Source organism: Terriglobales bacterium, assembly GCA_035457425.1.
Classification (GTDB): Bacteria; Acidobacteriota; Terriglobia; order Terriglobales; family Acidobacteriaceae; genus JACPNR01.
In genome coordinates this window covers 1-22344 of sequence record DATIBR010000091.1, presented here as the reverse complement: position 1 = coordinate 22344, position 22344 = coordinate 1, and the positions used below count along the sequence as shown (strand labels likewise).

At 65.7% G+C, this 22344-nt stretch carries 19 protein-coding genes and 2 tRNA genes; 8 read left to right on the top strand and 13 right to left on the bottom strand.

Features of this window, described 5'->3' with window-relative positions:
* The first annotated feature begins 1042 nt into the window (after positions 1–1042).
* Complete coding sequence (locus tag VLA96_07045) at positions 1043–2164, top strand: cytochrome c peroxidase (protein ID HSE48948.1); 1122 nt, start codon at positions 1043–1045, stop codon at positions 2162–2164.
* A gap of 229 nt (positions 2165–2393) precedes the next feature.
* Complete coding sequence (locus tag VLA96_07040; protein ID HSE48947.1) at positions 2394–2945, top strand: hypothetical protein; 552 nt, start codon at positions 2394–2396, stop codon at positions 2943–2945.
* Positions 2946–3005: 60 nt separating this feature from the next.
* On the opposite strand, the gene VLA96_07035 is transcribed toward VLA96_07040, so the two are convergent.
* Positions 3006–6971: a TonB-dependent receptor gene (locus tag VLA96_07035; protein ID HSE48946.1), complete on the bottom strand. Its 3966-nt coding sequence runs from the start codon at positions 6969–6971 to the stop codon at positions 3006–3008.
* A gap of 362 nt (positions 6972–7333) precedes the next feature.
* Here VLA96_07035 and VLA96_07030 point away from each other — a divergent pair, with 362 nt between their 5' ends.
* Positions 7334–8164, top strand: coding sequence for a hypothetical protein (locus tag VLA96_07030; protein HSE48945.1), 831 nt, complete (start codon positions 7334–7336; stop codon positions 8162–8164).
* Positions 8165–8193: 29 nt separating this feature from the next.
* Positions 8194–8269: transfer RNA gene (locus VLA96_07025), tRNA-Lys, on the top strand.
* 103 nt (positions 8270–8372) lie between these two features.
* On the opposite strand, the gene VLA96_07020 is transcribed toward VLA96_07025, so the two are convergent.
* Both VLA96_07020 and lysS read right to left on the bottom strand, forming a co-directional pair.
* Positions 8373–9869 (bottom strand): pyridoxal-dependent decarboxylase, encoded by a 1497-nt coding sequence (locus tag VLA96_07020; GenBank protein HSE48944.1) that lies wholly within the window; start codon positions 9867–9869, stop codon positions 8373–8375.
* Between the two features lie 125 nt (positions 9870–9994).
* Positions 9995–11545 carry a lysine--tRNA ligase gene (gene lysS / locus VLA96_07015; protein HSE48943.1) on the bottom strand — a complete coding sequence of 517 codons (1551 nt, stop codon included), beginning with the start codon at positions 11543–11545 and terminating at the stop codon, positions 9995–9997.
* Positions 11546–11698: 153 nt separating this feature from the next.
* Between lysS and VLA96_07010 the strand changes: the two genes are divergently transcribed.
* The 3 genes from VLA96_07010 to VLA96_07000 all read left to right on the top strand — a co-directional run bounded on the left by VLA96_07010 (position 11699) and on the right by VLA96_07000 (position 15037).
* Positions 11699–12625 (top strand): DMT family transporter, encoded by a 927-nt coding sequence (locus tag VLA96_07010; GenBank protein ID HSE48942.1) that lies wholly within the window; start codon positions 11699–11701, stop codon positions 12623–12625.
* A 145-nt stretch (positions 12626–12770) separates the two neighbouring features.
* Entirely contained in the window at positions 12771–14366 is a 1596-nt protein-coding gene (locus VLA96_07005; GenBank protein HSE48941.1) for a Do family serine endopeptidase, read from the top strand.
* Positions 14367–14581: 215 nt separating this feature from the next.
* On the top strand, positions 14582–15037 hold the full coding sequence (locus VLA96_07000; protein ID HSE48940.1) for a peptidoglycan-binding protein: 456 nt from the start codon (positions 14582–14584) through the stop codon (positions 15035–15037).
* 89 nt (positions 15038–15126) lie between these two features.
* Here the strand turns inward: VLA96_07000 and VLA96_06995 are convergent, their stop codons facing one another.
* The 5 genes from VLA96_06995 to VLA96_06975 all read right to left on the bottom strand — a co-directional run bounded on the left by VLA96_06995 (position 15127) and on the right by VLA96_06975 (position 18788).
* The gene (locus tag VLA96_06995; protein ID HSE48939.1) at positions 15127–16755 is read right to left on the bottom strand and encodes a glycosyltransferase family 39 protein; all 1629 of its coding nucleotides are present in this window, start codon (positions 16753–16755) and stop codon (positions 15127–15129) included.
* Between the two features lies 1 nt (position 16756).
* Positions 16757–17056: a DUF3467 domain-containing protein gene (locus VLA96_06990; GenBank protein ID HSE48938.1), complete on the bottom strand. Its 300-nt coding sequence runs from the start codon at positions 17054–17056 to the stop codon at positions 16757–16759.
* Positions 17057–17168: 112 nt separating this feature from the next.
* Positions 17169–17253, bottom strand: a tRNA-Leu gene (locus tag VLA96_06985).
* 101 nt (positions 17254–17354) lie between these two features.
* Positions 17355–17636 carry a hypothetical protein gene (locus VLA96_06980; protein ID HSE48937.1) on the bottom strand — a complete coding sequence of 94 codons (282 nt, stop codon included), beginning with the start codon at positions 17634–17636 and terminating at the stop codon, positions 17355–17357.
* Positions 17637–17795: 159 nt separating this feature from the next.
* The gene (locus tag VLA96_06975) at positions 17796–18788 is read right to left on the bottom strand and encodes a HEAT repeat domain-containing protein (protein HSE48936.1); all 993 of its coding nucleotides are present in this window, start codon (positions 18786–18788) and stop codon (positions 17796–17798) included.
* Positions 18789–18921: 133 nt separating this feature from the next.
* Here VLA96_06975 and VLA96_06970 point away from each other — a divergent pair, with 133 nt between their 5' ends.
* Entirely contained in the window at positions 18922–19305 is a 384-nt protein-coding gene (locus tag VLA96_06970; protein ID HSE48935.1) for an iron-sulfur cluster assembly accessory protein, read from the top strand.
* Between the two features lie 45 nt (positions 19306–19350).
* Here the strand turns inward: VLA96_06970 and VLA96_06965 are convergent, their stop codons facing one another.
* From VLA96_06965 to VLA96_06945, 5 genes are all read right to left on the bottom strand, one after another.
* A complete protein-coding gene (locus tag VLA96_06965; protein ID HSE48934.1) occupies positions 19351–20103 on the bottom strand; it encodes a hypothetical protein in 753 nt (250 codons plus the stop codon).
* Between the two features lie 61 nt (positions 20104–20164).
* A complete protein-coding gene (locus VLA96_06960; protein ID HSE48933.1) occupies positions 20165–20755 on the bottom strand; it encodes a hypothetical protein in 591 nt (196 codons plus the stop codon).
* Position 20756: 1 nt separating this feature from the next.
* Positions 20757–21299, bottom strand: a complete 543-nt coding sequence (locus tag VLA96_06955) for a hypothetical protein (GenBank protein HSE48932.1) — start codon at positions 21297–21299, stop codon at positions 20757–20759.
* 1 nt (position 21300) lies between these two features.
* The gene (locus VLA96_06950; protein ID HSE48931.1) at positions 21301–21900 is read right to left on the bottom strand and encodes a PilN domain-containing protein; all 600 of its coding nucleotides are present in this window, start codon (positions 21898–21900) and stop codon (positions 21301–21303) included.
* A partial coding sequence (locus VLA96_06945) for a hypothetical protein (GenBank protein HSE48930.1) occupies positions 21900–22344 on the bottom strand: 445 nt, incomplete at its 5' end. The genes VLA96_06945 and VLA96_06950, both read right to left, overlap by 1 nt.

Here is a 22344-nt window from a genome sequence, read left to right as displayed (position 1 = left end):
TTTGTTCTTCGCCGAGGTAGGTCAGCGAGACGTCAGGGTCGGCTCCCGAGCTTGTGAAGCTAAGCAACGCCGGAAAGAACCAGGCTGCATCGGTCGCACAATTGTGAACAGGGCAGGAATGCTGGACCCCATCGTTTCCAGACCAGCTCCCCACGGGGTAGCCATCCGAAGCGTCGCGACGTTGGCTCTCAATGACAGAGCTCCCGCTGATTAAGTCAACGCGACTTTTCATCGTTCCTTGCGCCCAGATGTGAGCTATGCCTACCGTCTTCTGAGAACCAGTGGAAGCGGTGGCATCGGCGACTATCGCCACATCCGACACCAGTTTTCCTCCGGTTAGCGCTGCTTTGGACTCGGTGGCTGTTGATAGGGCAAGTGTGTCGCCAGACTGAGGTAGTGCGTGAGCACAGAAAAGGAGAGAGGCAACTCCGACCAGAAGTACACGAGGAGTCATTCGAAACCTCCGACAATTCATGGGGCCGGGGCCGATTGTGAGCGAGATGCAGAGTAGCTGCTGGATGTTGCTCACGGTAGACGGCTGCTCGTTGTTCATGTTGAACAAGGCCGATTCTCGTTGCCAGAGGAGAGAGGGAGAGAGCAATGACATTTCGCACCGAGAGGTAGAGTTCGGCTCTGACCTCAAGTAACGACTCAACTGGTGAGCCATAAAACAGCCCTCTACGTGCGAAGCATCAGGTTGCGGTGACGCTGTGGTGACGTAGGGAAGGCAAATCGCACCTACTTGGACCAAGAATGTCCCAGAGCAAGCCCTGGCAAGTCGTTGAAATGAGTGCCCCTTGCCAAAGCCAGCTGACTCAGTCCTAAACCATCAAATGTGAGTAGAGAGCACTTTCACGGCGGTAACGCGGGTTCAAATCCCGCTGGGGACGCCAAGATTCCGCCCTCCATCTCTTTCTTTCTTGCGTGACGCCAGTCACTGCGCGCGCCTCCCGGCGCGCCGAAGATTTCCACGGTAGCGTCTTCATTCTTGGTGTCCGGCCAGAGCACCGGCACATCTCTACGCCTGCCTGGGAGGTCTTCGATGAAACGTTCGTTATTCCTGCTGATAGTCGTCATCGCCGTCGTCGCGGTCGCCGGCTTCTGGTTCTTCTCGATCCGCGAGCAAGTGAACGAACCTGCTGCCGCGATGAAGATCGCCGCCTCGCCGGCGCGGCCGATCGGGCAGCCCATCACCATCGCCGTGCCGCTGGGACTGCCGCCGGTGCCGGTGCCGGCGGACAATCCACCGACCGCCGAGACCATTGCGCTCGGCCGGCGGCTCTACTACGACAAGCAGCTCTCGGCCGACGGCTCCGTGGCGTGCGCGAGCTGCCACGATCCGGCGGCGGGTTTTGCCGACCCCAGGCCGGTGTCGGTCGGCGTCGGGCAAAAGACCGGGACGCGCAACTCGCCGACCGTGATCAATTCCGCCTACTACGAGGTGCAGTTCTGGGACGGCCGCGCGCCCACGCTCGAGAAGCAGGCGGAGGGCCCGGTTGCGAACCCGGTCGAGATGGCGCACACGCTCGCGGGCGTGGAGCAACGGCTTGCGAAGGACCCGAGCTACCTGGCGGAGTTCGAGCGCGCCTTCGGTGCCGGCCCCATCACCTACGACAAGATCGAGAAAGCCATCGCCAGCTTCGAGCGCACTGTGCTGAGCGGCAACTCGCCCTTCGACCGCTGGTACTACGGCGGCGACCAGAAGGCGGTGAGCGCGTCCGTGAAGCGCGGGTTCGAGGTCTTCCGCCGCGCCGACAAAGCGAACTGCGCGGCCTGCCACACGGTCGGCGAGAAGTACGCGCTGTTCACCGACAACAAGTTCCACAACCTGGGCGTCGGCGTGTTCGGCGACGAGCAGCTCAAGGACGTCGGGCGCTTCGAGGTCACCAGGCAGGAGAAGGACAAGGGCGCGTTCAAGACGCCCACGCTGCGCAACATCGCGCAGACGGCGCCCTACCTGCACGATGGCAGCCGCAAGACGCTGAAGGAGGTCCTCGACTTCTACGTAGGCGGCGGGAACTCCAACGTGCACCGCGACCCGCTCATCAAGCCGCTCGACCACCTGACGGGCCAGGAACAGGCCGACCTGCTGGCCTTCCTGGAGGCGCTCAATGGCGAACTGCCCAAGGACGTCGGGCCGCCCATGGTAGAGGCCAAGAAGTAGACGAAAAACGGCCCCCGAGCCGCCGCTACCCCCTCGTAGCGGCGGCTTTTGTCGTGTCCCGGCAGCAGCCCACCCGCACTGCCAGGGACGCATCCCAATCTTCCAGAACCCCTGATCTGACACGTACGAGGCCCGGCGAAAGCCTGCCCGACTGCTTCAGGGGAGAACTACGGGAGAGTCGCTCATGAGAAGGATCGGAGTGCTTTTGATCGCGGCGCTGGCACTGACAATGGCGCCTAGCCTCTTTGCCCAGAACCACGGGCAGGTGGGCATCTTTGTGGATTACACACGGCTGCAGCCGCTGGAACTGAACATGACGGGCGTCGGCGGGCGTGTCGGATTCAACGTGCATACCAACGTGGCTCTGGAAGCCGAAATGGGCTACCAGTTCTCGCAGACGTTCCTGGAGAGCTGCGACGCCTGTCCTGGACCCATCATCCCGGCGCCCGAGCGCAGCGACCTGCGCGTCCTGCACGGCCTGTTCGGTCCCAAGTTCCAGACCGGCAACGACGACTCCAAGGCGCGCTTCTTCGTCACGGTGAAGGGCGGCTTCGCCAAGCTGGGGATCTCGGACCGCCCGGTGACCTTCGGGAACTTCGCCACCTCGATCGAGAACCTGCGGCTGCGCGAGACCAACGGCGTCCTGTATCCGGGCGCGGGTGCGGAGTTTTACTTCGGCCCGTTCGGGCTGCGCTTCGACGCCGGCGACGAGATGATCTTCTTCGAGGACGGTCGTCGCGACAACCTGCGCATCACCGGCGGACCCATCATCCGGTTCTAGCCGGCCGTTGCGACCAAGAAAAAGCCCCGCCTCGCGGCGGGGCTTTTCCGTTGCTGGAGCTTACCAGGTGAAGCGCACACCGAACTGGATCTGGCGCGGGTCGTGCGCGGACTTGATCTTGCCGAAGTCCGGGTTGAGGCTGAAGCCATCCGTGCTCAGCAGGCTGATCGGGTTGTAGAGGTTCTCCGCCCCGAACAGGTTGTAGAACTCCGAGCGGAAGCTCAGCATCATGCCCTCATCGCCGATCGGGAAGTTCTTCTGGATGGCGAGGTTGACCGTGCTGAACATCGGGCCGGTGAAGGCGTTGCGCTCGGTGTTGCCGTTGCAGGATGTTCCGGTGGTCCCATCCGCCGCGAACAGGCCGAGGCCGGAATCCGGGATGGCCGGGCCGCACGTGAGGGCTGCGATTGCGAGGTTGCTCGGATTGATGGCGCCGTTCGGATCAGTCGAGGTTGCGACCGCTCCGGTGGCATTCGCACGCTGCGAGAGCTCTCCACCCACCAGACTGTAGATGGTGTAGGGCTGCCCGCTGCGCGCGGTCGCGATACCCGAGATCTGCCAGTAATCCAGCCACTTCGACCACCCCCACGCCTTCTGCAGCGAGGGAACGTCGTACGTGAAGTCGAGAACGAAGCGGTGGTCGCTCTGGTAGTCCGAGCGGCCCCAGTCATCGTCCAGGAAGTTGTTCGGGTCCTGCGGGATGGTGTACGGCGTGGTGATGCCGGTGGTGCTGCCGGTGGTCGTGAGCGCCGTCAGGCTGCCGCCGGACTGGGCGGGGTTGAAGCCACCGCCGGAGCAGCTGAAGGGGTTGAACATGCCGACGGATTGCGGGCCGCAACCCATCTGGAACATGGTCTGCGGGATCTGCGGGAACACCAGCGCGCTGGCGTTGTCATGCGCCCGCGAGAAAGTGTAAGTCCCGTTCAGCCGCAGCCCGTGCCAGTCGGCCACGCGCGCGCGCACGAACAGCGAGTTGTAATGCGACTCGCCCTGGTTGGTCTGCATGAACACCGGAGCGTACGAGTTGTTGTCGCAAGCGCCGAGGGTCGAACTGCAGAACCACTCGTTGTTGAAACCCTGGTTGAAGAATACCGGCAGGTCGTAACCGAAGCTGCCTACGTAGCCCACCTCACCCACGATGTTGTTGGTGAACTGGTGCTGCAGGGAGCCGTTGAGCTGCCAGACCTTCGGATTATTGTCGTTCTCGGGATCGCGACCGTACATCGCGCCGGCCAACACGGCCGACTGGAGGTACTGGCACGGGGCGCCGATCTCGATGACGCATTGGGCGAAGGGCTGCGGCTGGCCCACCATGTAGGCTGGATTCAGCGACGCATTCCCGTACGAGAAGCTTCCCGGATCGCCGGCGAAGGCGAAGGGATCGTACAAGCTGCCGTAGATCCCTTGCGGCAACTGCGAAGCGACCCCATTGAGGCTGGGATCCGGCACGAAGAGCGAGGTCGGACGGTTGTACATCAACTGGCTGGTGTAACTCGCGGGCTCGCGGTCGTAGAACAAGCCGCCACCCGCGCGCACCACCCACTTGCCGTCTCCCGTCACGTCCCAAGCCACGCCCAGGTGCGGCGAGAAGTTGGTGTAGTGGTTGTTGTCCAAGCCGCCATCCGTGCCAGTCGGCGAGCAGTCCCAAAGGTTGATATTGCCAAAGGAAGCCGGAGTGATCGGGTACCCGGTGATCGTGCCGGTCCCGGCACAATTGTCCTGCGTCTGATTGAGGACCGAGGTCGTGCCCTGGCCGACCAGGCCGTTGGCGACCGGATCGAAGTTCCAGAGACGATTCTGCTGTTCCTGTGGACGGGTGAACAGATCCCACCGCACTCCCAGCGTCACGGTCACGCGCTCCGTCACGCGCATCGTGTCCTCAGCGAAGGCCGAGAACTGATGCGACCGCAGGTCAGCTTCGAACGGCGACCCATTGTGCTGTGCATAGTCGAACGACGGGCCCATGATGAAGTTCTCATTGGCGAAGCTTCCGCCGAACGCCGTGGTGCCGCCACTGAGGGCGGTGCACAGGTCGTTGCAATTCCGGGAAGCTGAGGTGAACTGACCGATGTTGCCGGAAAGCACCATGCCACGAGCCAGGCCCCCGTCCACCACACTGTTGATGAAGTGCCGGTACTCGCCGCCGAAGCGGAACTGGTGGCGACCCCAAGTCCAGGAGACGGTGTCGGCCGCGAAGACCGACCAGTCCTCGTGGTCGCTGGGCGCGTACAGCGGTGCGCCGATGCGGGCCATGGGGAAGAATCCGTCGAGCGTTGGGGCCAGCGGACCGTTGTCGAGCCAGCCGCTGAACAGGCCGTTACCGCCGACGTTGGCATTGACCGCCCCGCTGTACTGCGTGTCGAGGCCCGAGAGGAAGAACGACATCATCGGTCCCGGCGGCAGGCCGATGGTGGTCGGGTCGAAGTTCTCGTCCTGCGGCTTCTCTCTCAGGTGGAAGCGGCTGAAGCCGACGTGCGCGTTGTTCAGCAGGGTGGAGCTGAACACGTGCGTCTGGCTGAGGTTCAGGTTCTGGTTGAATGCCGTGCGGTTGGCGCCATTCCCGGCATAAGAACCGACTGCCGGCAGGGTGGCGTCGTGGATCTGGTCAAGCCACTGGCCGATCCAGCGCAGGTTCCAGCTGTCGCTGGAGCTCTGCACCCAGTCGGCGCGGCCGAGCACGTTATGCACCATCAGGTTGTTCTCGGCTTCGCCCTGGTAAAACTCGAGCGCGTCGGGAACGCCGATGACGTTGGCGGCGGGGAACAGGCTCATCAACCCGCTGGCTACGGTGTAGTTCGGATCGAGGTTGGTGAAGTTGTACGCGCCCGTGCCCAGCGGATCATAGGTGCGATCGAAGGCGGAGGGGACGCGCTCGAAGACCGGGTTCGGGTTGTCGATGTGCGTGCCTTCGTAGCTGCCGAAGAAGAACGCCTTGTCCTTCACGATCGGCCCGCCCATGTTGACGCCGTACTGCTGCGACTGCCACGGCCGGTCGAAGCGGTTATTGGCGGCCATTACTGCCGCCGGGTTGAAGAGCGGGTTTTCGCCGGTTGCAGCCCCGCCTGTCAGTGCGCCGATACCGCCGCCGCACGGAAGGGTGCCGGTCGTGCCGGTGGGATCGATCGAGCTGGTGCAGAAACCCAGCGCGGTTGCTGCTGCCACATAGTCGTTGTAATACTGCGGGAAGATGGTGAGCGTGGTTCCGTCGGGGTTATTCGCCCGCGCGGCCGCCTGGTCGAAGGTGCCGCCGTTGTAGACCGACAGCGGGCCCTCGGAGTCGAACGCATCCGACCCGAAGTAGCCGAACGCGGAGCCGTGCCACTTGTTGCCGCCGCGCTTGGTGACCACGTTGACCACGCCGCCCTGCGCGCCGTAGGTCGCGTTGGAGTTCGACGAGATGACCGAGAACTCCTGGATGGCGTCGTTGACCTGGAAGGGAACGGCCTGGTTGGAGCTGGAGGCGCGATTGTCGGCGCCGTCGACCAGGAACATGTTGGCGGTCGAGCGGTTGCCGGCCACGCTGAACGAAGCTTCGCCGAGCGGATCGGCGGCGCCCGAGTCATGCGTGTTGGGCGTGAGCGTGCCGAGCGTCAGGAAGTTGCGGTTGTAGAGCGGCAGCGAACGCAGCTGCTGGTCGGTGATGGTGCCGCTCTGCGCCGAGCTGACCTTTTCGGTCGTCACCGGCATCTCGGTCGCGGCCTTCTCGACGACGGTCGGGGTAGCCTGCGCCTTCAGCGGCGGAGCGATCACGCTTTCTTCGCCGACATTCACGGTGATGTTGCCGCGGATGTCGATGGCCTTGCCGCCCTGGGTCGCGGTCAGCTTATAGCCGCTCGCGGGCGGGACTTCGCTGAAGCTGTAGGTGCCATCTGATGCTGTGGTCGTGGTGCGCGAGAACCCGATCGCCGGATTGTCCAGCGTCACGGTCGCGCCCGAGATCGCGCCGCCGCCGGCATCGTACACGGTGCCGTACAGCACTGCGTTCTGCGAAGCGCCGAACGCCGCGGTCGCACACAGCAAAAGCACGGCACACAGGACTGTGAGCCGAGAACTCTTACTCATAGAACCTCCAAGATTTTTTGCGCCTACCACCGCCAGGCTTCCGTGCAGAATGCACGCGCGGACTGGCTTCCGCCCGGCGCTCACGCGCCGCCTGCAAAAAAGTGAGGAGAAATGCTTGTCGTGGGGGATGAAAACACTTCGCGCCCGCCGGCTTTCTTGTCTGCTAGTGGGTCTGGGTGGACTCTTAATATCACTATCGTCCCCAAGAATCCATACAAAAATCCCCTAAGTGCAAGAAAAGCCTAGGGTAGATAGCCTAAGGTGATTCACCCAGCGGCTTGGCAAGGGGACGGAATCAGGGTATTTTGCGCCCGGAGGCGGAATCCATGCGCGCCATGACCTGCTTGGCGATGTTGCTGATCGCGGGACACTTGAGCGCGGAAGAGTTTCCCACCGCCTGCCATCCCTATGGGGTCGAGAAGCAGCCCATCGACCAGCAGTGCGGGCTCGAGGGCGCCGCGAGCGCCGGCGCCGCCAACCACGCCCAGAATCGCGCGAAGAATAACCTGTGCGCCACCGGGACGCCGAAGCGCCTGCGGGAGAAGACCCTCAAAGCGCTGCAGACGGCGGTGGACGCCACCGGCCTGGCCTACGGCCACCATCCCGGCCCGCCCGCGAGCCGGAGCGCGTTGACCACGCCGATCGCGGTGGACGGTCAGAGTTTCGCCGAGGGCGACCTGGTGTACTTCGTCGGCTACATCTCCGACGCGCACCCGGCCGGCGCCGAAACTTCCAATTGCGGCGCCAAGAAGCCCGACGTCGACATCCATTTCGCGCTCTCGGAGAAGAAGTTGAAGTTCAAGAAGAAGGAGCCGAAGCCGAAGCGCGACGAGAAGCTCTGCAAGAGCTTCGGCGCGGAACTCATTCCGCACCTGCGTCCCGAGATGTGGGAGGCCGCCAACATCAAGGACCTGGAGAAGGAGCAGGCCATCGTGAAGGTCTCAGGCCAGCTTTTCTTCGACGGCTCGCACCAGCCCTGCGTCGGCAAGGCGCCGCGCACGGGCGACCCGGCGCGCTTCACCGTGTGGGAGATCCATCCCATCTACGACTTGCAGGTCTGCAAGCACGACAGCATGTCGAAGTGCTCGCCCAGCGACGCTTCCGCGTGGCAGTCGGTCAAGGAGTGGGAGGAAGAGCCCGACCACGACGAGCAGTAGGGAACTCGCGTGTTAAAGTTGAAGGTCGTGGGTGCGTAGCTCAGCTGGTAGAGCAATGCCCTTTTAAGGCATGGGTCGCAGGTTCGAATCCTGCCGCACTCACCAGGCTTCCACCGCTCGGACCGAGAGGTCCTTCGCTTCGCTCAGGATTTCGGATGCGGGCTCTCGCTCCGCTCACGCCCGCCCGCGCCTCAAGTTAACACGCGGCTCAGGCGCGCGCGCCTGCCGGCTTCAACACGCCCTTCGCCGCCGCGGCCAGGGCTTCTTGCAGCTCCTTCAGGTGCCGCTCCTCCGTCAGGTAGCTGATGATCATCATGCGGATGACGCTGCGTCCGTTGACCCGCGTGAGCGAGAGCCAGCGGCGCCCGTCGCGCGTGACCTCGTCCACGATGGCGGCGTGGGTGCGGTCGAGTTCCTCTTGCGTCGCCCCCGGCAACTTCACCCGCAGGTTCAGGATGGGCAGCGTTCCCGGCACCGCGAGCTCGAACTCCGCCGAGCGCGCCAGCCACTCGCGCATCGCGCGCGCCAGCTCGAGCTGGCGGTGGATGAGCTCCTCGTACGCCGTGCGCCCGTGGACCCGCAGCGTGAGCCAGAACTTGAGCGAGTTCATGCGGCGCGACCACTGCGTCGAGACCTTGAAGTTGTCCACCAGGTGCGTGCCGCGCACCGCCTGCGCCGCCGACATCGTGCTCGAGACCTTCGGCATGTAAGGCGTGGTCACCGCGAACGCCTTCTCCAGTAGCTCCGGGCGCGACGTCAGGATCACGCCCGCCGCGAACGGCATCGCCAGCCACTTGTGCGGGTCGATGGTCACCGAATCCGCACGCTCGATGCCGCGCACCAGGTCGCGATGTTCGTTGCTGAACACCGCCGCGGCGCCGTACGCGCCGTCCACGTGCAGCCACAGGGCGTGCTTCTCGCACAGGCCGGCGAGCGCCACGAGGTCGTCGATGGCGCCGGAGTTCGTGGTGCCGGCGGTCGCGACCACGCAGAACGGGAGGTGTCCCGCCTGCTTGTCGGCGACGACCTGCTGCTCGAGCTGCGCGACGTCCATCTGCGCGGCGGCGTTCACCGGCACGCGCCGCAGCGCCTTGCGCCCCAAGCCGAGCAGCCCGGCGGACTTGTCGAGCGAGTGATGCGACTCGGCCGACGCATACAGTACCGGCTTCGCGCCGATCGCCGCGACGCCGTCGTCGATCGCATGCGGGAAGCGCGCCGCCAGCGCCAGCGCCAGCGCGCTGAAGTTCGCTTCGTTGCCGCCGGAAGTGAACGTCCCATCGAACGGCCGCGCATTCGGCCCCGCATTGCCGTTGCCCCAGATGCGCTCGCCGATCCAGCGCACCGTCTCGTTCTCGATCTTCGAGGCCAGCTGCGAGCGCGCCAGCGTCGCGAGCTGCGGGTTGAGCGCGGAGACCAGCGCCTCCGCCAGCACTGCCATGTAGGTCGGCGTGGGGTTCATCAAGCCGAAGTAGTTCGCCGCGGGGACGTGGAAGCCCTTGCGCACGAGCTCGTCGCACACTTCGTCGAGCACGTGCTCGGCGTTCAGGCCGAGCTCCGGCATCTTGTCGGTGAGCTGCCCGAAGGTGCGCTGCTCGAGCGGGAGCTGGACCGGACGGTCCGGCAGGGAAGAGAAGTACCGGTTGATGTGGTCGATCAGCTTGTAGCCAAGCCGCCGCCGCTGTTCCGCGTCAAAGTCAAATCCCATGAAGGGTACCTGCCTTGAATTGCCGATTTTCGATTGCCGATTGCCGATTGCCGATTGGGTCGACGTCGTTGCCGATCGCCGCTCCACCCTCAACCTAAAGGATGCACCACGAGGCCCAAAAGAAACTACTTTTCCTCGGCGTCCCCTGCGTCCTCTGAGCCTTTCATTTGCGGCCGCAGCAGCGGGAACAGGATGACGTCGCGGATGGACTTCGAGTCCGTCAGCAGCATCGTCAGGCGGTCGATGCCGATGCCGTAGCCCGCCGCCGGCGGCATGCCGTAACTCAACGCGCGGACGTAGTCGTGGTCCACTTGCGACATCGCCTCTTCGTCCCCGCGCTCCTTCGCCGCCACCTGCTCCTCGAAGCGGCGCAACTGGTCGAGCGGGTCGTTGAGCTCGCTGAAGGCGTTCCCCAGCTCCAGTCCGCCGATGAACACCTCGAAGCGCTCCACCCACTCGGGCTCGTCGGGCTTGGGCTTCGACAGCGGCGAGATGTCGAGCGGGAAGTCGTAGAGGATGGTCGGCTGCACGAGGTGCTCTTCCGCGATCGTTTCGAACATCGCCGCGATGGTCTTGCCCTTCGGGTCCTTCGGATCGTAGGGCATGTGCGAGTGATGCGCGTTGAAGCGCTGCACCAGCGCGTCCACCGACTTGGCGTCGGCGAAGTCGCTCATCTGCGGTCTCGCGCCCGCCGATTCCGGCCAGTACTTGATGATGGCCTCGCGCATCGAGAGCCGCTGCCAGTCGGCGAAGTCGAACTCCTTCTCGCCGAACTTCGCCTTCGTCGTGCCGTTCACTTCCTTCGCGACGTGCGGGAAGAACTCCTCGGTCAGGTCCATCAGGTCCTTGTAATCGGAATACGCCTGATAGAACTCGAGCATGGTGAACTCGGGGTTGTGCTGGGTCGAGATGCCCTCGTTGCGGAAGTTGCGGTTGATCTCGTAGACGCGGTCGAGCCCGCCGACCGTGAGCCGCTTGAGGTAGAGCTCGGGCGCGATGCGCAGGTAGAGATCGAGGTCGAGCGTGTTGTGGTGCGTGACGAAGGGCCGCGCCGCCGCGCCGCCGTAGATGGGCTGCATCATCGGCGTCTCCACCTCGATGTAGCCGCGCGCGTCGAAGAATGCGCGGATGGCGCGCACCAGCCGGGCGCGCTTCACGAAGACTTCGCGGACCTCGGGATTCATCGTGAGATCCACGTAGCGCTGGCGGTAGCGCAGCTCCACGTCCTGCAGGCCGTGCCACTTCTCCGGCAAGGGCAGCAGCGCCTTGGAGAGGAACGTCATCTCCGAAACGTGCACCGTCAGTTCGCCGGTCCGCGTGCGGAACAGGTAGCCCTTCACGCCGACGTGGTCGCCCAGGTCGAGCAGCTTGTAGAGCGCCCAGCCGTTCTCGCCCACGTCGTCCTTCTTCACGTAGATCTGGAGCTTCTGGCCGCCCTGCTGGAGGTGCGCGAAGCCGGCCTTGCCCATCACGCGGATGGCCATGATGCGGCCCGCCACCGAGACCTCGACGCGCGGAGTTTCCAACTCTTCGGCGGACTTCGCCGTGTACTGCTCGAGGATCTGCGGGAGCGTGTGCGTGGTCGCGTACTTGCGCGGATACGGCTCCTGCCCGAGCGCAGCGATCTCCTTGAGCTTCTGCTGGCGCAGTTCGTAGATCTTCTGGTCGAGTGCCACTCGCGCATCGCTCCTGGGAAGAACCGAGGATTATAAACGGCGGGCGGCTTGCGGCCGGCGGCTTGCCGCGGGGTATCGCCGCTGCCGGCCGCAAGCCACGCTGCCCGGCCGCCGGCCCGCGAAGAAGCACGCACCGTTTGTTACTCTCACTACGTGAGCCGTTCGCTCAAAGCGCACCTCCTGCTGGTCTTCAACGCCGCCATTTGGGGCGCGACCTTCGTCGTCATCAAGGACGCGCTCCACGACATCACGCCGCTGTACTTCAACGCGGTCCGCATGACGCTGGCCGCCGCGTGCCTGGCAGCCGTGTACTGGCGGCAGATGCGCAAGCTCGACCGCGCCGCGCTGCGCTACGGCGCCATCCTCGGGCTGTTGCTTTGGGCGGGCTACGAGTTCCAGACCACGGGCCTCGTCCACACCACGCCCTCGAAGTCCGCGTTCCTCACCGGCGTCCACGTCCTGCTGGTGCCGGTGTTCCTCACCATCTTCTGGCGGCGCAAGGTCAATCACTGGACGGTGCTGGGCGTGGTGGCCGCGTTCGTTGGACTGTTCCTGCTGACGGTGCCGGCGGGCGAGAACGTGCTCGACCTCTCCAGCGTCAACCGCGGCGACCTGCTCACGCTGGGCTGCGCCGTGGCGTTCGCGTTCCACATCATCTTTCTGGGGCGCGCGACCAAGAAGCTCGCCTTCGAGCAGATGGCGGTGCTGCAAACGGTCTTTGCAGCGGTCTTCATGTTCGCGACCTTGCCGGTGCTGGAGCAGCCGCACGCCGCCTGGAGTCCCCGGGTGCTGTGGGCCATCTTCGTCACGGGCGTGTTCTGCACGGCGGTGGCGTTCAGCATCCAGGCGTGGGCGCAGCAGTTCACGCCACCCACGCACACCGCGCTCATCTTCGCGCTCGAGCCGGTGTTCGCCTGGATCACCTCGTACCTCGTCCTGCGAGAGCGCCTGGGACACCGCGCCACCCTGGGGGCCATGCTCATCCTGGGCGGCATCCTGCTCTCCGAGCTGAAGGGGCACGTGGTGGAGGAGCAGCCGGGGGCGCTCGCCCCAGCCGAGGTCGAGGAAGAGGGCGGCTAGGGCCCACTTTTGGTGACGAGGGGCGGTTTTCCTGCGTCTAATGCTTGAGGGGCAGGCGCCCGCTGGAGGCGGCGGGTGCACGCCGGCGGCTATAATCCAGTCGTCGAGTCAGAGAGCCCTTCCTAAGGACAAGAAAGAGGAGACTATGGATCCCCGTTTTACCCGCGCCTGGCAAGCCATCAAGGCGCGCCGCCTGGGGTCGACGCTGCTCATTGTGGCCACGCTCGTCCTCGGCATTCTCATCGGGACCGTCATCACCAACGGCGTGAAGGGCAAGGAATCGGGCTCGCCGAACTCGGCGGACGCCACGCCCATCCAGATGCCCGCGCCGCAGCAGCTCTCGAGCGCGTTCTCGCAGATCGCGAAGCAGCTCGAGCCGACGGTCGTGAACATCAACACCGAATCCACCATCAAGCCGCCCAAGCGCCGCCGCGCCCCCGGCGGGCAGCAGGACGACGACCCGTTCCAGGATTTCTTCGACCGCTTCTTCGGCGGCCCTGACCAGGGCGGCCCCGGCGGCGGTGGCGAAGCCGGCCCCGAAGGCATGCGCCAGCGCTCGCTCGGTTCCGGCGTGATCGTGGACTCGAAGGGCTACATCATCACCAATGCGCACGTGGTGGATCGCGCCGACCGCATCCGCGTGAAGCTCATGGACGACCCGCAAGGCGCGCTCGGCCATGACGCGAAGGTCATCGGGCTCGACCGCGAGACCGACCTCGCCGTCATCAAGATCGAGGCCGGCCACGCGCTGCCTGCGGCGAAGTGGGGCAACTCCGACTCGATGAACGTCGGCGACTGGGTGCTGGCCATCGGCAGCCCGTTCGGACTGGAAGAGTCGGTCACCGCCGGTATCGTCTCGGCCAAGGGACGCAACATCGTCCCGCGCCAGCAATTCCAGTCGTTCATCCAGACCGACGCGGCCATCAACCCCGGCAACTCGGGCGGGCCGCTCGTCAACATGAACGGCGAGGTCATCGGCATCAACACCGCGATCTTCACCCAGTCCTACGGCTACCAGGGCGTGGGCTTCGCGATGCCGTCGAGCACCGTCATCAGCGTCTACAATCAGCTCATCGGGCCCGAGCACCGCGTGACCCGCGGCTCCATCGGCATCGAGTTCAACGCCATCCCGAACCCGGCGGTCGCGCGTGTCTACGGCGTCGAGGGCGGCGTCACGGTCGCCAACGTTCGCCCCGGCAGCCCGGCAGACCAGGCCGGCCTGAAGGTCGGCGACACCATCACCGCCATCGACGGCAAGCCGGTCAAGACAGGCGACGAGCTGGTGAACTACATCGCCGGCATGAAGCCCGGGGCGAAGGCGAAGATCACCTACGTCCGCAACGGGAAGAAGGACGACACCTCGGTCATCATCGCCGACCGCGCCAAGCTGTTCAGCGACCGGCTCGGCGAGGAGGAAGAGGAAGCCGACAGCGCGAAGCCCCAGGACTCGCGGTTCGGCATCACCGTCCGCAACGTCACGCCGGAACTGGCCGAGCGCCTCGACATCCCCGCCAACCGCGGCGTGATCGTCCAGGAGGTGAAGCCGGGTTCCTTCGCCGACGACATCGGGCTCTCGCGCGGCGACGTGATCCTCGAGATCAACCGGCAGCAGGTCAACAGCGAGGATGATTTCCGCCGCGTCCAGGGCACGCTCAAGAGCGGCCAGGACGTCGTCTTCCTCGTGCGCCAGGGCCGCGGCCGCAACGCCGGCACCATCTTCCTGGCCGGCACGCTGCCGTAACCAGCCAGGCCTTCGGGGCCCGCGTCTCGGCGCGGGCCCTGCTTTTTTTGAGGGTGGTTGCCCCGGTGGTACATGACCCAGGGTAAGCAATCTTGTCTCTAGCCAGGCAGCATCAGATATGAAATGATTCCGCAGCTCTGGAACCCCTAAAGCTGCGGTTGAGCCTTCGCCACCCCCGGCGTTGGAACAATTAGATCCGAACACGAGGTGTTGTAGTGCGCAGTCCCAGACTCAACCAATTCGTGATCGCCATCCTGTGCATGCTGCTCGCGGGCGTGCCGGCGATGGCCGCCAGCAAGACGTCCGGCTCCAGCTCCAAGAGCACCAAGACCAAGAAGGTCTCCAGTAAGTCCGGCAAGCACGGCAAGTCGCGCGCCCGCCGCGGGGCGTGGAAGCGCCGCGGCCAGCAGGGCATCAAGGAAGACCGTGCCCGCGAGATCCAGGCCGCGCTCATCCGCGAGGGCTACCTCCAGGGCGAGGCCACCGGCCAGTGGGACGCACGCACGCAGGCCGCCATGCAGAAGTTCCAGGCCGACAACGGGTGGCAGAGCAAGGTGACGCCCGATTCGCGCGCGCTCATCAAGCTCGGACTCGGACCCGAGCACAAAGGCCTGCTGAATCCGGAGACCGCCGCGGTGCCCGCGGTCGTCGTCCCGGGTGGCGTGCGCTAGATTCTTGATTGGTTGGCTGGTTCACTGGTTCATTGAACGCTCGCTGCGGCGAGCGTTTTCGCTTTTCAATGAACAAGTGAACCAGTGGATCAATGCGCCAGTCGTGCGTTCTGCGGCCGCTTGAAGTCCACGACCGCGACCCACTCGCCGCCGCGCCGCTCCTGCCACACGATCTCGCCGCCCAGCATGCGCGCCGCCGCCTCCGGCGGCAGGTCTTCGTGATAATCGAAGAAGCGTTTCTGCTGCCGCTCCCAGAAGTCCCACTCGATGCGCCGCGGCGTCTCGTACTTGGTGGAGAACAGCAGCGCGACGTCGTAGGGCTGCGAGGAGTGCGCCGCCAGGTCGAGCTCTTCCAGCGAGAAATTCTCGATGCGCACGACCGGGAGCGCCGTCTTCACGTAGCCGAGATACGGCCGGCGCAGCTCGTCGCTCGCCGGCCACGCCGTCAGCACGCGCGCGTTCGGATAATGCTTGGCGATGAGCTGCTCGGCCTTCACGTGCAGCACGATGGAATCGCGGTACGCGAGATTGTCTTCCGGAGCGAAGCGGTAGGGAGGCGCGACGAACCACGCCGCCACGAACAGCCCGCAGATCGCGGCCACCGCGATGGGCCACCCGCGCACCCGGCGCCACAAGGTCGACACGCACACCAGGATCACCAGCGGAACGACCGGAAGCATGTAGCGCGCCAGCACCGCGCCGCCCACCAGCGAGAGCGCAACCACGTACGCGGCCAGCACGATCGCGAACGTGAGCTGATGCGAGATGGCGATGCGTTCACGGTTGGGCTGTGCCGGCAGCATCATGGCGACCGCCGTCGCCGCCGTCAGCACAAACAGGTTCATGTGGCCGAACGCCTGCCACAGCCGCTGCACGAGCGCGAGCACGAAGCGCAGCGGCGAGAGCGTCGCCGTCACGTTGTAGCGCACGAACTCAGGATTCCCGAAGACGTATCCGGTCTGCGCGTAGTGGTACGCGAACCAGAGGCCGAGCGGAAACAGAGGGACCAATAGGACGACAGAATCCCGAAACACTGGTCCCGGCCCCGCGACGATCGCGATGCCCGTCGCGCGGCGCTTGGCGCGCAGCGGCAAAAGCGGCAACAAAGTGAATGTGAGTACGGTTAACCAGAGCTGTCCCATGCGCTGGCTGCTTGTTAGTAATTCCCACGCCGCCAGCGCTACCGGCGCGAGGATGGCCGTCTCCTTGCTCAGCGCGGCGAGCGAGAACATCAGCGCGCACAGCCAGCGCCGGTTCTCGCAGTAGTAGCTCAGCGCCCACAGCGTGAAGGCCGCCGCGGCCACGTCCACGTGCGCCAGCGAGCTCTGCATGAAGAAGACGGAGTAGAGCGCGGTGCAAGCCACCGTGGCCACTGCGACCGCGCGATTCGAGACCACCAGCGCCAGCCGGAACAGCCCGAGCAGGGCGAAGGCCGCGACCAGCAGCATCGCCGTCCGCGTGACCGCCGGCGTGAACGCCGAGAGCTTCCACCACAGCGCGAGCCACGCCATCACCAGCGGCGGGTGCGCGTTCGAGACCGTCTCCTGCGGGATGAGCGAGCCGTGCAGGTAGAGGTCGCGCGCGGCCGGGACGTAGTAGCCGGCCTCATCCCAGAAGTAGGCGAGGCGCAGCAGCGGAGCGTGCAGCAGGAAGATGCCGGTGAATAGCAGCGCGAAGACGAGCACGGGATGCAGCGGCCACCGCACCCGCGCGGTCACGTCAGTTGATGATCCCGGGCTGCGCCGCCATGCGCGGGTCGAGCTTGATCTCGCCGAACGTCTTCTCGTAGTTCGCGACGTTCTGCTCCAGGATGGCGTGCAGCGCCTTGGCCTGCTGCGGGCTCAGGTACACGCCCTGGAAGTTGCGGACCTCGACCTCGCTCGGCGTCTGCTGCTGCAGCGTGCCGAAGACGAGGAAGAAGTCCCACACGTTCACGCGGATCTGCACGCTGTTGGCGTAGCGCTCGCGGTAGTCGTCAGTCTGGGTGAGCTTGATCTCGGGCTGGTTGGGATTCGCCATAGTCGGTCGGGACAGTATAAGGGCTGCGACAGAGGCAATCAGCAACAAGCGGTAAGCGAAGTCCAAGAGCTGATCGCTTATTGCTTATTGCTTATTGCTTATCGCTGAAGTGTGGTGCGAAAGGGGGGACTCGAACCCCCATGGGTTACCCCGCCAGATCCTAAGTCTGGTGCGTCTGCCAATTCCGCCACTTTCGCACGCGGGCGCGCCCGCGCACACGGACGCGCCGAAAAAATTATAGAACAGGGAAAAACACGCAGGCCGTGCGTGGACCCGCGGCGGCACCAGCCGCCCGCGACTACATGCGCTGGATGCCGTCCCAGACCAGCATCGCGACCAGGATCGCCAGCAGCGCGCCCGAGCCGGCCATCGTCGCCCGCACGTACGGCTGTAGTCGGTCGATCTTGCTGAGCAGTTCGGCCTGCTCCTGCTGCGCGGCGGACTCGGCTTCATCGAGGAATAGCTGGTCATCCTCGTGCATCGTCAGCGTGCCGCGGTAGATGAGCAGGACCACCAGCACCGTCGTGACGGCGCCCCACGCAATGGCGAGCGTAACCATGAATGGCGACCACTCCACCATGTAGCACCTCGCTTCGTTTCGCCGGTCTCTCCGCGGTACCCGAGCGGGAGCCCCGGAGAGGCCTCTAACGCGGATTATAGTCCCGCCGCGCAAGGCCGGCGTCGAAATTCAACCCTTCTTGGACGGCAGGCGGCGGCGCTGGTTTGCGGGAAAAGAACCTTAGGAGCGGCTCTGGACGGACCACCAGTTGCGCCACGCCGCGGCGTCGTCACCCAGGCCCTGCCCGGTGATGTCGCGCAGCGCCTGGAACACCCACTTGCGCGTGCTGGGGTCGAGCGCGGGGTCGTCGGCCATGTTCATCAGCTCCGGAACGGCGCGCATGCGCTGCTCCTTGGCCAGCATGCCAGATTGCGCCAGGCTGCACGCGGCGCGCTCGCGCACGCGCCCCGAGGAATCCGTGCGCAGCACGTCGAGCAGCGGCGCGACGCTTTCATCCTGCCCAGTCAGCGCCAGGCCTTCGACCGCCCAGTAGCGCACCTCCTCCTGCGGGTCGTGCAGGTAGCTGGTGAGCGCCTGGCGCGCGGCGTCGGGCTCGATGCCGCGGTTGGCGAGCGCCCCCAGCGCCCACAGCGCCTGGATGCGCCCGTCGCGGCCAGGCTCGGCCTGCTGCACCATGCGCTGCACTGTCTCGGCGTCCTTCGTGGTGCCGCGTGCCGCCAGGTCCACCTCGAGCGCGGCGGCGCGCACGCGCAGGTCGTTGGAGTTGAGCGCCGTCTGCACCAGGCCGAACAGCCGCTGGTCTTCTGCGATGTGCCCGCGCCAGCCGTCCACGCGCCGCTCGATCTCGCCCGCCGCGCCCTCGTAATGGTTGATGGCGCGCTCCAGCAGCTTCTGGGCCTGCACCTGCGCCGGCAGCCTATCAAGCTGCTCGAGTTCATGCTCGGAGAACTTTGCCGGGCCCGCGCTCACCGGCTCGCCCGCCAGGCCAAGCGAGATGCGCAGCTCCGCCCACGCGGCCTTCACCGACTCCGATTGCAGGCTGAGCAGGAAGAACCCCAGCACGACCAACCCGACGACCACGATGGCCCGCAGCCGGCGCTGCTGGCCGGCCGGGTCCACCTCGGCGGAGTAGCCTTCTTCTTCCTCTTCTGGCGGCAGCTCGGGCTGCTTGTGTGGCGGGAAGAACAGCGGGTCTCGGTCGGAATCGGACATCGCGAAGCTCCTAGTCTCTCTCAGAACGCTGTTGGTCCGCCACCTTGCAAGGCTGAGTCCCCGCCCCCATTCCGGTCATCTAAGTTACGGAAGACGTTTGCTATAATCGTGTAAGTCCTGAAGGAGAAAACGCATGTCCTGTTCCACCCCGCTTACCGCAACGCCGCAGGCGCCGCAGACCGGCGAGAAGAAGGCGCTGAGCATGTCGCCCACCGCCATTGCCAAGGTCAAGGAGATCATGGCGCAGCAGGACCCGGCTCCGGCCGGGCTGCGCATGGGCGTGGTCGGCGGCGGCTGCTCCGGCTTCAGCTATTCCATGTCGTTCGAGAACTCGGCCGGCATGATGGACAAGGTACTGACCTTCGAAGGCCTCAAGGTCTTCGTGGACGCGACCTCGATGATGTACCTTGCGGGCTGCAACGTCGACTACGTCGAGACGCTCGAGGGCGCCGGCTTCAAGTTCGAGAACCCGAACGTGAAGTCCACCTGCGGCTGCGGCTCGTCGTTCAGCGTGTAACGCAGTCGGATCTTCCAGCCTCGCCTGCGGGCGAGGCTTTTGCTTTCAGCGCGGGATCTGCGGTTGCGGATTCGGCTGCTGCGGCGATTGCGGGCTCTGCGGATTGAGCGGGCTGCCCACCGGCTGCGGGATGCCACCCGGCACGCCGCCTTGCTGCGCCTGCTGGTCGAAGCGCGGGTCGTAATAGAACTCCCAGTCCTTGTAGTTCGTCTTGCCCTGCCACTCCTTGAGCGACGTCTGGTCCTTCACGCCGGCGACGCCGATGATGGGTCCGCCGCCGAACGTCTGTCCGGAGCCGAGCGGCTGGCTCATGCTGGAGGCGGGGGTCCCGGGCGTTTGCGGCTGCTGCTGTCCGCCGGACGGCGCGCCGCCGCCCAGCGCGTTGCCGAGGACCGCGCCCGCCAGTCCGCCGCCCGCGAGGCCGCCCGCGCCCAGCGGCGCGCCGAACAGCCCGCGCGGCACGCTCTTCTGCTCGCCGTAGCGCAGGATGCGGAAGTCCTCGCCCGTGATGGGGTCCTTGAACCGCTTGCGCAGGAAGCGCGAGTTGTTGGTGTTCTCCAGCTCCTCGATGCGCGCCGGATAGCGCCCGAACTTGCGGAAGTAGCGCTTCACCGCCTTGGCGTACTCCGTGCCGCGATGGATGGCCTCTTCCTCGCGGTCGCGGCGGATCTGCGTGGCCTGCCGCGGCGCCACCGCCGCCAGCGCGATGATCAGTAGCGCCAGCATCAGCAGGATCGCGATCAGCACGTAGCCCTGCTCGCGGCTGTGCCGGCGGCGGAATGTGCGGGCTACTTTCATCTCTACAGTAGAGACGGCCTTCTGGCCGTCTCGGAGGCGCCCCGAAGGGCGTCTCTACCGATCAGCCCTGCGTGAGCGGGATAGTCTGCCGGTTGTTCGAGAGCACGTCTTCGATCTCCACCGAGTTCACGCCAATGCGCAGCACGCGATACCGTCGGTTGACGATCTCGCCCTCGCCCGCCACGAACAGGTCGCCCGTCTCCTTCGACGACAGGAAGATCTTCTTCGGCTCGCCCGGCCTGCTGGCAAACCCGTAAAAAGTGAGCGGGATCGGCGGCGGCGGGCAGCGCGGGTCCCCGGGACACTGCGGCGGCGGCGGCTGCTTCGGTCCGGGATTGACCACCACTTGCGGGATGGGCTTCGACTTGTAGTCGAAGATGTTCCGGCCGCTGCCCTGGTATTCGGTCGCCTCGGCCGCGCGCAGCACTTCCAGCCGCAGCGTCGGGTCGAGCGAATCAGACGTGGGCAGTTTGGCCGACGCGCGCGGCATGCGGCGCGCCTGCGGCGCCTGCTGCGCGGTGCTCGGGGTGGCGGCCTTGGCCGGCTCGCCTTCGCTCAGCACTATCACCATGCGCGCTCCGAACGCCAGCGCGAGCACCGCCAGGACCACGGCGGCGATCAGCGTCGTGCGATTCTCCGCGCCCACCTTCATCTCACATCCCGCCTTCCCGCAAATACGTGTCGAGCGTCAGGTCGAGCGTAACACCCTGCTGGCTCTCTGACAGCTCCACGCCGGAGGGCTCGAACAGCATCTTGTTCCGCTCCAGCGCGTTGATGAACTTGACCAGGTTCTTGTACTCGCCGGCCACGTTCAGCTTCACGTGCAGCGCCTGCACGCCCGGAGCGGGGTTCTCCTTCTCCTGGTCGTACTTGATCGGCCCGAGCTTCACCGAGTTCTGAGCGGCGAGTTTCGCCAGCTCCGAGGAGATGGCGGAATAACCTTCCGGCAGGCGCTCGCGGTAGAAGGCGTCGATCTGCTGCCGCGCCGTGACCAGTCCCTTGTCGATGTCGGCGAGCGGCCCGCTTTCCGCTTCCTTCTGCTGGCGCTCCGTTCGCAGCTGCTGGTATTCGGCCTGCAGGCGCTCGCGCGAGCGGCCGTAAGGCGTGAGCAGAAAGACCGCGGCGGCCAGCGCGACCGCGGCCAACACCACGCCCAGCGCGATAAAGCGGCGGCGAAGGCGGGCGAAGTCGCGCAACTCAGTCGCCTCCCTTCGCGGCGGTCGCCGGGTGCACCGGCCGCGGGACGTACGTCGCCGCCACCTCGAACTTCACCACGCTGCCCTCGTCGCCGCGCTGCACGTCCTCGCTGCGCAGTTGCGGCTGGCGGAAGCTGGGCGAGTTTTCCATGCGCCGCAGCAGCTCCTGGCCGTCGGCGCGCGTCTCGCCCGCCACGCTCATCACCAGCAGCACGCGGTTGTCCTTGATCTCCGGGTGGATGGCGAGGACGCGGGCGCGGTCGGGCATCACGCGCTCCAGTTCCTCGAACACCTGCGTCCATGAGAAGGCCTTGCGCGCGATCACGCCGTTCAGGAAGCGCGACTTGTCGCGCGTGTCGCGGTTCTCGGCGCGATTCATCACCGCCTCGGCGTTGGCGCGGTTGCGGTCGAGCTGCTCGATCTTCGCACGCTCCTCGCGCACCTTGCGCGCCACCTCGCGCGAGCCCACCAGCGCCCGGATGACCAGACCGCTCAGCAGCGCCGCCACCAGCGCCAGCGGCACCAGCAGCGTCATCCAGTTCGCGTAGAAGCGGCGGGCGTCGATGTAGGGCCGCGAGGCGAGATTGATGTCGTAGCGCATCAGCCGATCAGCGCCCCCACCACGCCGGCGAGCACGCCGCGCGCGCCGCTCTCGCTCACGTCCACGTGCCGCCCGCTGACCAGTTCGTGCACGCGCGCCTCGGTATGCGCCTCGAGCGCGGGGGCGACCTGCTGGATGGGCGCGATGCCGCCCACGAACAGGTTCTCGATGCGCGCGTGGTAGGTGTCCTCGAAAAACACGGCGGATGGGTAGACCTCGCCGGCGAGCTGCTCGCTCGAGACCTGCGCGCCGGCGGCGTTCTCCAGCACGCGGATCAGCCGCAGCTGCCGCCGGTCCACGATGGCGACCGTGATGGTCGTCGCGTCCACCTTCACGATCATCGCCGGGCGCTCGCCCTCGATGTTGCCGAGCATGGCAAGGCCGGAGGGCAGCACGATGCCGGCGTGATAGCCCTCGTCTGCGAACACGCTTTCGTACTCTTCG